Source organism: Streptomyces sp. NPDC051662 (genome assembly GCF_040681655.1).
In the GTDB taxonomy this organism is placed as follows: domain Bacteria; phylum Actinomycetota; class Actinomycetes; order Streptomycetales; family Streptomycetaceae; genus Streptomyces.
The window spans coordinates 61,586-73,398 of record NZ_JBFAZD010000012.1; the positions used below are offsets into that span (position 1 = coordinate 61,586).

An 11,813-nucleotide genomic window follows, 5' to 3' on the forward strand; every position below is an offset into this window, starting at 1 on the left:
ATGGCCGGTCCGGGTCGCCGGTCCGGGTCGCTGCTCCGGGTCGCCGCTCCGGAAGACCGGTCCGGACTCAGGCGAGCGCGGGCTCCGCCCCGAACTGAGGGTCGATCCGCGCCCGGGTGAGCCGATTGGCCAGGGTCGACAGCGTGTACGCACCGATGCCAAGAACGACTTCCAGGGCGTTGCGCTCCGTGTATCCATGCGCGAGAAAGGTGTCGAGCGTCTCGTCGTCGACGCCCCCGGCGGTCGCGAGGACGGCGAGAGTGAACCGCCTTACGGCTTCGAGGCGTTCGTCCGGCAGCGGCTGCTCCGGACGCTGCTCCCGCAGCGCGTCGATCAGCTCGTCACGGGCGCCGAGCGCCCTGAGCTTCCCGGTGTGGATGACGGCACAGAGATGGCATGCGTTGCGTACGGCGACGGTCATGACGATCACCTCGCGCGCGAGTGGATCGAGCGTCGTGGAATCGAAGAGACCAGTGAGCTTCTGGAAGCCGTCGAGCAACTGCGGTGAGGTAGCGAGACGAGCGACGGCGGACGGCAGAAAGCCCAGGTGGTGGGTGGTGGCCTCAATGGCGCGACGGGAGGCGGCGGGCGCGGATTCGAGGGTGTGGTCAATGAAGCGGGAGGACATGGGAAGGGCGCTCCTCGATAGGATGGACAACATGGTTGACGATAAAAAGGTAAACCAGGTTGTCGAGCTTCGCAATGGCTGAGCGCGTGGACGACGGAGGCCGGGACGATGCCCGGGACACGCCCGGCTTCGAGCTGCCCCTGCTGCTCTTCGCGGGATTCCGGTCCCTGATCGACCAGTTGCATGCCGAACTGGCCCGCCAGGGCCACCCGGACGTACGGCCGGTCCATGGCTTCGCCATGCAGGCCATCGGCCGCGACGGCGCCACGGCGGTCACCATCGGCCGCCGTCTCGGCGTCTCCAAACAAGCTGCGGGCAAGACGGTCGACCGTCTGGAGTCCTTGGGCTACGCGGTACGTACCGACGACCCGGCGGACGCCCGCCGCAAACTGGTCCGTCTCACCCCACACGGCTTCGACGCCCTCGCCCGCTCGGCCGCGATCTTCGACCGCCTACGCGACGAGTGGGCCGAAACGCTGGGCCGGGACCGCGTCCGAGCCATGGAGTCGGACCTCCGCGCGGTGACGCCACCCCAGGCATTCCGCTTGGACGCGGCGGGGTGGTTGGGGGGGTAGGGGGGATGGTGGTTCGACTTCGGGTGCGGGTTCGTGCCGAGGGGTAGTCGGGGTGGGCCGGGACGTGTGGTCTCGGGTGGGGGCCGCCCCTAGGTTTCAGTTTCGCGGTTGCGGGTTGGGCGTCAAGGGCGCTCCTTCGTCGCGTCGGCTACGCCGATTCCGCTTCGCTCCACCCCTGACACCCAACCCTCCACCGCAAGTGCAGCTTTGAGGGGGGGCGGCCCGGGGGGAGGGGTCCCCGGGGAAGCTCGCTTGTTCCGGGGCCCAGCAACACCCACCCTCCGGGGCCCAGCCCTCCTGACGTGCGGGGCGTTCCGTCGGAGACTTCTGGTTGTCACGCCGCTGACCAGCGGCCACAACCACACGACGGGGGATCGACCATGACCGACCGGACTCGGCGGAACATCATGCGCGGCGCGGCAGTAGCAGCCGCCGGAGGGTTCTTCGGCCTCCACAGCGGGGCTCCCCTCGGCGCACGGGCCACCGCCGCAACCGCCAGAACGACTCCCACACCCACACCCACCTCCACACCCACTCCCACACCCGCACCCACCCGCACCCCCACCCGCCCCTTCCTCGAAGGCCCCTTCGCGCCGGTGACGGACGAGCTCACCGCCTTCGATCTCCCCGTCACCGGCCGCATACCCCGCGAGCTCAACGGCCGCTACCTGCGCAACGGTCCCAACGTCCTCGGCCTTGAGGACCCCATGGCGCACCACTGGATGCTCGGCGACGGGATGGTCCACGGCGTACGTCTCAGGAACGGCCGCGCCGAGTGGTACCGCAACCGCTGGATCCGGTCGGCCGCCGTGGCCCGCAAGCTGGGCGAGCCGTACGACGGTCCGGTTCCGGAGGACGACTTCGCGGCCAACACCCACGTGATCCCGTACAAGGGGCGCGTTCTGGCTGTGCAGGAGAGCGGGCCACTGCCGTACGAGCTCGACGACGAGCTGAACACCGTCGGCACGCATGACTTCGACGGAACGCTGAGCGGCGCGTTCACCGCGCACACCAAGTTCGACGCGCGAGCTGACGAGCTGCACGCGATCACGTACTACCCGACGTGGGACCACGTGCGGCATCTCGTCGTGGACCGCACCGGACGGGTCGTACGGATCACGAGGATCCCGGTGGCCGACAGCCCGATGATGCACGACTTCGCCCTGACCGAGAAGTACGTGGTCGTCTTCGACATGCCCGTGACCTTCGACCCGGTGGCGGCCGAGGCGGGCGCCCTCGTCCCGTACATCTGGAACGACCGGCACCCGGCACGCGTCGGGGTGATGCCTCGGGCCGGTGGCCGGGTCCGCTGGTTCGAGGTGCCGCCCGCCTACTACTCACACACCCTGAACGCGTATGACGAGGGCTCGTCCGTGGTCGTGGATCTCACCACCATGCCGGCGCCCTTCTTCGCAGCCGGCCGGGGCTCCGGCGGCCCCACCGCGCTCGGGGCCCCGTCCCTCGACCGCTGGACCATCGACCTGGCGCACGGCCGCGTGCGTACGCGACGTCTCGACGACCGTCCGCAGGAATTCCCCCGGGTCAACGAGGGGTTGGTGTCCCGGCGGCATCGCTACGCGTACTCCGCCACGGCCGAAGCGATGTGGCAGGCGTATCTGACGGTCGACGGCGTCCCGCCGGACCGCGCCTTCAGCAACGCCCTGATCAAGCACGATCTGTTCCGTGGCACCACCGAGGTGCACCGCTTCCCCCGGGGCGCGGCTGCGGGCGAGGCCGTGTTCGTACCGTCGCGGGCGGAGGCGGGCGCCGCCAAGGACCCCCGCGCCAAGAACACCCGTGCCGAGGACACCCGTGCCGAGGACGACGGCTACACGCTCGCCTACGTGCACAACCCCGAGCGCGGCGCGGCCGACCTGGTCATCCTCGCCGCCCAGGACTTCACCGGCGAGCCGGTCGCCCGTATCCATCTGCCGGGGCGGGTACCCCTCGGATTCCACGGCAGTTGGGTCCCCGACGCGTAACCGCGTCACCGCGTAACCACGCAATCCCCTCCTCCTCCCCCCATACCCCCGGACCGATCAACCCCCCGTACCCGAGTCCGGGCCTGAGTCCGTACCCGAGTCCGCGCCCGGATCCGCGCCCTGGCCCAAAGCCGCCCGGTCCGCGATCCGTTGCCTCATGGGGCGGCGGTCCAGCGCCTCCAGTGCCTCGCCGATCAGCCGGCTCAGTGAGTACGGCAGCTCCGCCTCGAACTCCGCCGCCGCGGCCGAGGTCGCCTCCCACTCGGCGTTCAGCGCCGGAAGCAGCTCCTCCGCCCGGGGTGTCAGCCGCACCATGCGCCGCCGGGCGTCGTCGCCCGGAGCCAGGACGACCAGGCCGTCCTTGGCCATCTGCGCGACGGTCTGACTCGCCGCGGAGTGTGTCACCCCGGTCGCCTGCGCCAGTTCACGGATGGAGCACGGCCCCGGAGCGGCGGCCAGGACGCGGGCGACGGGGGTGTAGCGGGGGCGGAAGCCGTCCATGCCGAGATCCGTATAAACGGCCTCGACCCCGGAGTCGAGACGGTCGAGGAGATGCCGCAGCCGGGTCCCGAGCAGTTCGGGACCCGGTGAGCCGAGTGGGACGCGCGAATCCCGCGCGCCATACGGACCAGGGCTGTCTGAAGTCATAAAAGAAAATGTAACAGGGCTGTTGCATCTGTAGGGTCGGCGCCGAAACCAAGAAACAACCCGCACACCGCACCGAGGGAGCCCGCCCATGCCCCGAGCCGAGAACCCGACCCAGACCCCGACCCAGACCTCGCCCCAGACCCCGACCCAGCCCCCGTCACCCGACCCGCTCTACCCGCCCATCGAGCCCTACGACCAAGGCATGCTCGACGTCGACAACGGCAACCTCGTCCACTGGGAGGTCTGCGGCAATCCCCAAGGCAAGCCCGCGCTCGTCGTCCACGGCGGCCCCGGATCAGGAGCCGGCCCGCGCTCCCGGCGGTTCTTCGATCCCGAGCGCTACCGCACCGTCCTCTTCGACCAGCGCAACTGCGGGCGCAGCACCCCGCACGCGAGCGACCCCGCCGCCGACATGCGCCACAACACGACCGACCATCTCATCGCCGACATGGAACGGCTGCGGGTCCATCTGGGGATCGACCGCTGGCTGCTGTTCGGCGGCTCCTGGGGCTCGACGCTGATCCTGGCGTACGCCGAGAGGCACCCCGAACGCGTCTCCGAGATCGTCATCGCCGGCGTCACCACGACCCGGCGGTCGGAGATCGACTGGCTGTACGGGGGCGTCGGACAGATCTTCCCCGAGGAGCACGAGCGCTTCCGCGCGGGCGTCCCCGAGGCCGAGCGCGGCGGGCGCGCCGCCGATCTCGTCGCCGCCTACGCCCGCCTGACGGAGCACCCCGACCCCGCGGTACGGGAGCGGGCCACGGCCGACTGGTGCGCCTGGGAGGACGCCGTACTCTCCATGGAGCCGCACGGCTCGGCCCACCCGTTCGGCGAGCGGGAGGCCGCCGCCCGACGCGCGGTCGTCCGGATCTGCGCGCACTACTTCTCGCACGGCGCCTGGCTCGACGAGGGCGCGCTGCTGCGCGACGCGGGGCGGCTGGCGGGGATCCCGGGCGTCCTGGTGCACGGCCGCTTCGATTTGAGCGCGCCCCTCGGCACGGCTTGGGAGCTGGCCCGCGCCTGGCCGGACGCGCGGCTGATCGTCATCGAGGACGCGGGGCACAAGGGCAGCACGGAGGAGCGCCGCGAGGTACGGGCGGCGATCGACGCGTTCGCGAACTGAGACGCTGAGACGGGCTGGAGTGGCCAGGGGCTCACGTTTCGCGAACGCGAGCCCCACGCCCCGAGCCCACTCCCTCCGCCGGCACGGAGACGACCACAAGGCCCAGCAGGGGTTGCTTCGAGCGCGCTCGAACGCGTTGGCTGTGGAGTCATGAAGTACACGCAGCTCGGACGCACCGGACTCAAGGTAAGCCGACTCGTCCTCGGGACGATGAACTTCGGCCCGCTCACCAATGAGGCCGACGGCCACACGATCATGGACGCCGCGCTCGACGCGGGCATCAATTTCTTCGATACCGCCAATGTCTACGGCTGGGGTGAGAACAAGGGCCGTACCGAGGAGATCCTCGGCACCTGGTTCGCCAAGGGCGGCGACCGCCGCGACAAGGTCGTCCTCGCCACCAAGGTCTACGGGAACATGGCCGCCACCGACCCCGCGTGGCCCAACCACGACAAGCTCTCCGCCCTCAATATCCGCCGGGCGGTGGACGCCAGCCTCAAGCGGCTCCAGACCGACCACATCGACCTCTACCAGTTCCACCACATCGACCGCGACACCCCGGTCGAGGAGATCTGGCAGGCCATCGACACCCTGATCCAGCAGGGCAAGATCCTTTACGCGGGGTCGTCCAACTTCCCCGGCTGGAAGATCGCCCAGACCAACGAGACCGCCCGCAGGCTCGGTTCGTACGGTCTGGTCAGTGAGCAGTGCCTGTACAACCTGGCCGAGCGCCGCGCCGAGATGGAGGTCATCCCGGCCGCGCAGGAGTACGGCCTCGGGGTCATCCCCTGGTCGCCGCTGAGCGGCGGTCTGCTGGGCGGCGCGATCCGCAAGGAGCGCGAGGGCGGCGGGTCCCGTACGGCCCAGGGCCGCTCGGGCAGCGGGCTCGCCAATACGGCGATCCGGGCGCAGGTCCAGTCGTACGAGGATCTGCTCGACAAGCACGGCATCGACCCGGGCGAGGCGGCGCTGGCCTGGCTGCTGACCCGGCCCGGGGTGACGGGCCCGATCGTCGGCCCGCGGACGCTGGAGCAGCTGGAGTCCGCCCTGCGGGCGGTCGAGCTCGAACTGTCGGAGGAGGTCCTGTCCTCGCTGGACGAGATCTTCCCGGGTACGGGCCCGTCGCCGGAGGCCTTCGCCTGGTAGTACGCGGGCGATCGGTCCGTACCAGCGACGGATGACGTCGGACGACGACGGAGCGTAGCTGACGGCGGCCCGGGGTCGGTGACGGTGACTAACCGACCGCGGCCGCCACAGCGATGATCACGAACATCAGCACAAGCACGCCCGCCATGATGCGGTTACGGGTTTTGGGGTCCACGGGTCGAGGTTAACGGCCGGGGGTGACAACACCGACGTCCGGGTTACCCGGACGCCCTCGGCCGGGCCCGGCCGAGGGGACAGCGCGCGACCGCCTCGTACCGCGGCTGCTCCCCCGGCACCCCGTTCACCGGCAGCCGGCTGCGTACGAGCACCAGCTCGGCCACCTCCCACGGCGTGCCCTCGAAGCTGTCGAGGGCCTCCGCGTACAACGCCAGATCCACATCCGTACGACCGGACACATCCGTACGGCCAGACACATCCGTACGACCACCAGGCCCATCCCTACGCCCGCCACGGCTGCGCGCGAGCGTCAGATGCGCCTGGTAGCGGCGGTGCTCCTCCATCGGCACCCCGGCCCGCCGCGCCGCCGCGCCGGAGCGCTCCGCGAGCAGGCGCAACTCGCCGATCTCCCCGGCGGCCCCGGCCCACAGGGCCCGCCCGCCGAAGTGTCCGCCTCCGTGGATACGGAGCGCGAACGGCTCCGTACGCCGCGCGGCCCGCTCCAGCCGCTCGGTCAGTTCGGGCAGGAGCCCGTCCTCGACCTCCCCCATGAAGGCCAGCGTGAAGTGCCAGCCGTCATGACCGGTCCACCGCAGCCCGTCGGCGCCGGGCAGCCCCCGCAGCCGGTCCACGGCACGGGCCAGTTCCTCGACGGCTTCGGCGGGCGGCAGTACGGCGGCGAACAGTCTCATGGTCATGAACCTCCCCTGCTCATGAGGCCGAGTTTCCCAGCCGTCTCCCCGATGGGACTGTCATCGCGGATCCGTACACCGGCAGGTGCCACATCTACACGGAGCCGAAGGAGGGCGAGTACACGGAGGAACGGACCATCGCATTCGGCAAGGAGATCGACCTCACGCTCACCGGCGTGGAAGAGAAGATCCTGACCCTGAAGACCGACAAGTTCCCTCGCAGCTGACCCCCTCGCAGCTGACCCCCTCGCCTCTGCGCAGTAGTGGCCCCGACCAAGCTCACCCGGTCGGGGCCACCTCCCGTCGCCTCACGCGGCCGTCGCCAGCTGCTCCTTCTTCGGTACGAACGCCAGGTGCGGGCGTCCGCCGCGCAGGCCGACCTTCAGCCGTACCCCCGCCACCCGGGTCAGGATCAGGCCGATCGTCGCCGCCGCGAGCAGCGAGACCAGGCCGCCCGTGGCGAAGCCGACGCGGGCGCCGTACGTATCGGTGACCCAGCCGAGAAGCGGGCCGCCGATGGGGGTGCCGCCGACGAAGACCATCATGTAGAGGCTCATCACCCGGCCCCTCATCTCCGGGTCCGACGCCATCTGGACGCTCGTATTGGCGCTGATGTTGGTCGTCATGCCGAGCATGCCGATGGGCACGAGCACCAGTGAGAACAGCCAGACCCACGGCGAGAAGGACACCGCGATCTCCAGCACGCCGAAGGCCATCGCCGCGAGAAGGAGCACCCGTAGCCGGCTGGATCCTCGGCGGGCGGCGAGCAGGGCGCCCGCCAGGGAGCCGGCCGCCATCAGGATGTTGAAGAAGGCGTACAGCCCGGCGCCGCCGTCGTAGACCCCATGCGCGAACGCCGTCAGCCAGATCGGGAAGTTGAAGCCGAAGGTGCCGATGAAGCCGATCAGGACGATCGGCCAGATCAGCTCCGGACGGCCACGCACATAGCGCAGTCCCTCCCTGAGCTGGCCCTTTCCGCGCGGTACGCGGACGGACTTGTGCAGCTCGTGCTGGCGCATCAGCAGCAGCCCGACGAGCGGGGCGATAAAGGAGAGGCCGTTGAGCATGAAGGCCCATCCGCTGCCGACCGTGGTGATCAGGACACCGGCGACGGCGGGGCCGATGAGCCTGGCGGACTGGAAGTTGGCCGAGTTGAGGCTGACCGCGTTACGCAGCCGGTCGGGGCCGACCATCTCGGAGACGAACGACTGGCGGCTCGGGTTGTCGACGACCGTCACCATGCCGAGCAGGAAGGCGATCAGATAGACGTGCCAGACCTGGACATGTCCGGAGAGCGTCAGAACGGCGAGCGAGAGGCCGCACAGGCCCATCGCGGCCTGGGTGAAGAGCAGCAGCAGACGCTTCGGGTAGCGGTCGGCGATCACGCCGCCGTAGAGGCCGAAGAGCAGCATCGGCAGAAACTGGAGAGCCGTCGTGATGCCGACGGCGGCCGACGAGCCGGTGAGGCTGAGGACCAGCCAGTCCTGGGTGATCCGGGACATCCACGTACCGATGTTGGAGACGACGGCGCCCGTCGCGAACAAACGGTAGTTGCGGATCTTCAGCGACGAGAACATCCCGCCGTCGGTCGTGCGCTTGACGGCCGTGCCGTCGGGTATCTCACTCTCGGATATTTCGTCGTCGCGTATACCGCTCTCGGGTATACCGCTGTCGCGTACACCGCTGTGGCGTACACCGCTGTGGCGTACATCGCTGTGGCGTACATCGCTGTCGGATGTACCGCTGTTCTGAGCCTTGCTCTCCGGAGCCCAGCTCTTCGAAGTCGTGTTCTCCGAGGTGGCCCGGTCCGAGCTGTCCGAGGTGGTGAGGTCGTGGGTGGATTTCGGTGCGGGGGCGGAGTCTGCTCCGGATCCCGTACTCAAAGTGGGTTCGCCTCCTTACGGCGCGCGAATTACAAGTGGGCGAGCTTCTCCAGTACGGGGGCGGCAGCGCGCAGCTTCGCCCACTCGTCATCGTCCAGTCCCTCGGCGAGGGACGCCAGCCAGACATTGCGCTTGCGACGGCTCTCTTCGAGCATCGCCTCGGCCCGCTCTGTCTGGCTGACCACCTTCTGCCGACGGTCGTCGGGGTGCGGCTCCAGCCTGACGAGACCCTTCGCTTCGAGCAGCGCCACGATGCGGGTCATCGACGGCGGCTGGACATGCTCCTTGCGCGCCAACTCGCCGGGGGTGGCGGAACCGCAGCGCGCGAGGGTGCCAAGCACCGACATCTCGGTGGGGCTCAGCGACTCGTCGACACGTTGGTGCTTCAGGCGCCGGCCCAGCCGCATGACGGCGGAGCGAAGAGAGTTCACGGCGGCTTCGTTCTCGTCGCCGTGGGATAGGTCAGGCATGTTTGTTAGCGTAACTCATTACCCAATCTAAATACCACCGGGATGCACGCACCTGTACGCGAGCTCCCGGCAGCACACGCCGCCGCGAAAATCATGCCGCCGATCACCCAAACGAGTGAGAGCGCTGCGGAAAGTGACGCACGGGGGCGCGTATGGGCCCGACCCTGGTGCGTATGGGATCGACAGTGCTCAGCCTGCGGATCGACGGTGAGCTGCTCGACCGGCTCAGGCGGCATGCCGCCAAACGCGGAATGAGCGTCCAGGACTATGTGGTCGGGACGCTCATTCGCGATGACTTCGACGAACGCTTCAAGTCGGCCGTCGAGGAGACGGAGAAGTTCTACGGGGTGAACGAGTACGGGGTGAAATGAGGCGGCCCCCGCCCCCGCTCGCGGTGAGCCCGCCCCCAGGCCCGGGCTCGGGCCCGGGACCGGGCCGGGGTGCCGCGTCAGGCCCCGGCGCTACGTCAGGCCCAGCGCCGGCATCGCGTAGTAGAAGACGAAGACCGCCGACACGACATACATCGCCACCGGCACCTCACGGCCCCGACCGGCCACCAGCCGCAGCACGCTGAAGCTGATGAAGCCGATACCGATGCCGTTGGTGATCGAGTACGTGAACGGCATCATCACCATCGCCAGGAAGGCCGGAACGGCGATGGTGTAGTCGCTCCAGTCGATGTCCCGTACGGAACCGGCCAGGATCAGGAAGCCGACCGCCACCAGAGCGGGCGTCGCGGCCTGGGACGGGACCATCGTCGCCAGCGGCGTGAGGAACAGCGCCACCGTGAAGAGCAGACCCGAGACGATGGACGCGAGCCCGGTCCTCGCGCCCTCGCCGACACCGGCCGTGGACTCCACGAAGCAGGTGTTCGCCGAGGCCGAGGACGCGCCGCCGGCCGCGACCGCGATGCCGTCGACGAAGAGGACCTTGTTGATACCGGGCAGGTTCCCCTGCTTGTCCATCAGCTTGGCCTCGTCGCCGACGCCGAGGATCGTGCCCATCGCGTCGAAGAAGCACGACAGCAGCACGGTGAAGACGAACAGCACGCCGGTCAGGACGCCTGCCTTCTCGAAGCCGCCGAACAGGCTGAAGTCCCCGACCAGACCGAAATCCGGGGTGGAGACCGGGTTCCCCGGCCACTTCGGGGTCGTCAGACCCCAGCTGGGCACCTTCACGACCGCGTTGATGATCATCGCCAGGACCGTCATCGCCACGATGGAGATCAGGATCGCGCCCGGCACCTTACGGATGATCAGCGCGAGCGTGAGCAGCACCCCGATGGCGAAGACCAGCACCGGCCAGCCGTGCAGATGCCCGTTGGAGCCGAGCTGGAGCGGCACGGTGGTCTGGGCGATGTCCGGGATACGCGAGACGAAGCCGGAGTCGACCAGCCCGATCAGCATGATGAAGAGGCCGATACCGATCGCGATGCCCTTGCGCAGCCCGAGCGGCACGGCGCCCATCACGCGCTCCCGCAGCCCGGTCGCGACCAGCAGCATCACCACGAGACCGGCGAGTACGACCATGCCCATCGCGTCGGGCCAGCTCATCCTGGGGGCGAGCTGGAGGGCGACGACGGTATTGACGCCGAGGCCGGCCGCCAGGGCGATCGGCACATTGCCGATGACCCCCATCAGCAGCGTGGAGAAGGCCGCGGTCAGCACGGTCGCGGTGACCAGCTGACCGTTGTCGAGCTGATGCCCGTACATGTCCTTCGCGCTTCCGAGAATGATCGGGTTCAGCACGATGATGTACGCCATCGCGAAGAAGGTGGCGAAGCCGCCGCGTACCTCACGGCCGACCGTGGAGCCGCGCTCCGAGATCTTGAAGAACCGGTCCAGCCCGCCGGACGGCTGCCCGGGGGTCGGCGGCTGGGCGTCGGAACCGACCTGAGCGGTGGCCGAGGGGGGCATGCGGAACCTCAGTCGTCATACGAAGGAGACAGGAAAGGACAGGAGCAGACAGGGAAGAGCGGACTAGCGAGCGAAATCCAGCTCGACTTGGACATTCAGACGAACAAAACAAGTCAGCCAGAAACCGTTTCAGTATGAATACATGAGTCGAAGATCGCTATCTCCGCGCGTAGAGCCCTGCGGCGCCTGCCTTCCCGAGGCCCCGCATAGACTGACGGGCATGACCGGTTCTTGGACGGCAACTCCCCGGCGTGCGGCGCCCGAGCCTCTGGAGGGGCCGGTCGTCGGCACCATCACGGGCGGCACGATCATCTGGTTCGCCCTCTTCCTTCTGCAGCTTCCGTTCTACGGCTGGTTCAGCGATCACGGGCACACCTGGTGGATCTGGACCTGTCTCGCCGGCGGCGGGCTCGGGCTCATCGGGATCTGGTACGTACGGGGACGGGACGCGGCGATCAAGCGCGCGGCGGCCCTGGCGGCGGACAAGTCGGACGACCCGAACAACCCGAACGGGACGGACGGCTCCGGCCACCCCGACGGCACACCCTGAGCTCCGACCCCGGCCCAGCC

Annotated in this window: 11 protein-coding genes and 1 pseudogene; 6 read left to right on the plus strand and 6 right to left on the minus strand. The window is 69.1% G+C overall.

What is annotated here, in order from left to right:
* Window positions 1–67: 67 nt before the first annotated feature.
* Window positions 68–628: a carboxymuconolactone decarboxylase family protein gene (locus AB0M67_RS21115; RefSeq protein WP_365747537.1), complete on the minus strand. Its 561-nt coding sequence runs from the start codon at window positions 626–628 to the stop codon at window positions 68–70.
* A 31-nt stretch (window positions 629–659) separates the two neighbouring features.
* On the opposite strand from AB0M67_RS21115, the pseudogene AB0M67_RS21120 reads away from it, so the two are divergent.
* Window positions 660–1,203: pseudogene (locus AB0M67_RS21120) on the plus strand (MarR family winged helix-turn-helix transcriptional regulator).
* Between the two features lie 380 nt (window positions 1,204–1,583).
* Window positions 1,584–3,185, plus strand: coding sequence for a carotenoid oxygenase family protein (locus tag AB0M67_RS21125; protein WP_365747538.1), 1,602 nt, complete (start codon window positions 1,584–1,586; stop codon window positions 3,183–3,185).
* 57 nt (window positions 3,186–3,242) lie between these two features.
* On the opposite strand, the gene AB0M67_RS21130 is transcribed toward AB0M67_RS21125, so the two are convergent.
* Window positions 3,243–3,833 carry a MarR family transcriptional regulator gene (locus tag AB0M67_RS21130; RefSeq protein ID WP_365747540.1) on the minus strand — a complete coding sequence of 197 codons (591 nt, stop codon included), beginning with the start codon at window positions 3,831–3,833 and terminating at the stop codon, window positions 3,243–3,245.
* A gap of 88 nt (window positions 3,834–3,921) precedes the next feature.
* Between AB0M67_RS21130 and pip the strand changes: the two genes are divergently transcribed.
* A complete protein-coding gene (pip, locus tag AB0M67_RS21135; RefSeq protein ID WP_365747541.1) occupies window positions 3,922–4,959 on the plus strand; it encodes a prolyl aminopeptidase in 1,038 nt (345 codons plus the stop codon).
* A gap of 150 nt (window positions 4,960–5,109) precedes the next feature.
* Window positions 5,110–6,105, plus strand: coding sequence for an aldo/keto reductase (locus tag AB0M67_RS21140; protein ID WP_365747543.1), 996 nt, complete (start codon window positions 5,110–5,112; stop codon window positions 6,103–6,105).
* Between the two features lie 218 nt (window positions 6,106–6,323).
* Here AB0M67_RS21140 and thpR read toward each other — a convergent pair whose 3' ends face one another.
* The 3 genes from thpR to AB0M67_RS21155 all read right to left on the minus strand — a co-directional run bounded on the left by thpR (window position 6,324) and on the right by AB0M67_RS21155 (window position 9,327).
* Entirely contained in the window at window positions 6,324–6,974 is a 651-nt protein-coding gene (gene thpR, locus AB0M67_RS21145) for an RNA 2',3'-cyclic phosphodiesterase (RefSeq protein ID WP_365747871.1), read from the minus strand.
* Window positions 6,975–7,282: 308 nt separating this feature from the next.
* Window positions 7,283–8,551 carry an MFS transporter gene (locus tag AB0M67_RS21150; RefSeq protein WP_365747873.1) on the minus strand — a complete coding sequence of 423 codons (1,269 nt, stop codon included), beginning with the start codon at window positions 8,549–8,551 and terminating at the stop codon, window positions 7,283–7,285.
* 335 nt (window positions 8,552–8,886) lie between these two features.
* Window positions 8,887–9,327 carry a MarR family transcriptional regulator gene (locus AB0M67_RS21155; protein ID WP_249952129.1) on the minus strand — a complete coding sequence of 147 codons (441 nt, stop codon included), beginning with the start codon at window positions 9,325–9,327 and terminating at the stop codon, window positions 8,887–8,889.
* 173 nt (window positions 9,328–9,500) lie between these two features.
* On the opposite strand from AB0M67_RS21155, the gene AB0M67_RS21160 reads away from it, so the two are divergent.
* Window positions 9,501–9,698 (plus strand): BrnA antitoxin family protein, encoded by a 198-nt coding sequence (locus tag AB0M67_RS21160; RefSeq protein ID WP_249952130.1) that lies wholly within the window; start codon window positions 9,501–9,503, stop codon window positions 9,696–9,698.
* A gap of 90 nt (window positions 9,699–9,788) precedes the next feature.
* Here the strand turns inward: AB0M67_RS21160 and AB0M67_RS21165 are convergent, their stop codons facing one another.
* Window positions 9,789–11,243, minus strand: a complete 1,455-nt coding sequence (locus AB0M67_RS21165) for an NCS2 family permease (RefSeq protein WP_365747545.1) — start codon at window positions 11,241–11,243, stop codon at window positions 9,789–9,791.
* Window positions 11,244–11,463: 220 nt separating this feature from the next.
* Here AB0M67_RS21165 and AB0M67_RS21170 point away from each other — a divergent pair, with 220 nt between their 5' ends.
* Complete coding sequence (locus AB0M67_RS21170) at window positions 11,464–11,793, plus strand: DUF2530 domain-containing protein (protein ID WP_365747547.1); 330 nt, start codon at window positions 11,464–11,466, stop codon at window positions 11,791–11,793.
* Window positions 11,794–11,813: the final 20 nt, after the last annotated feature.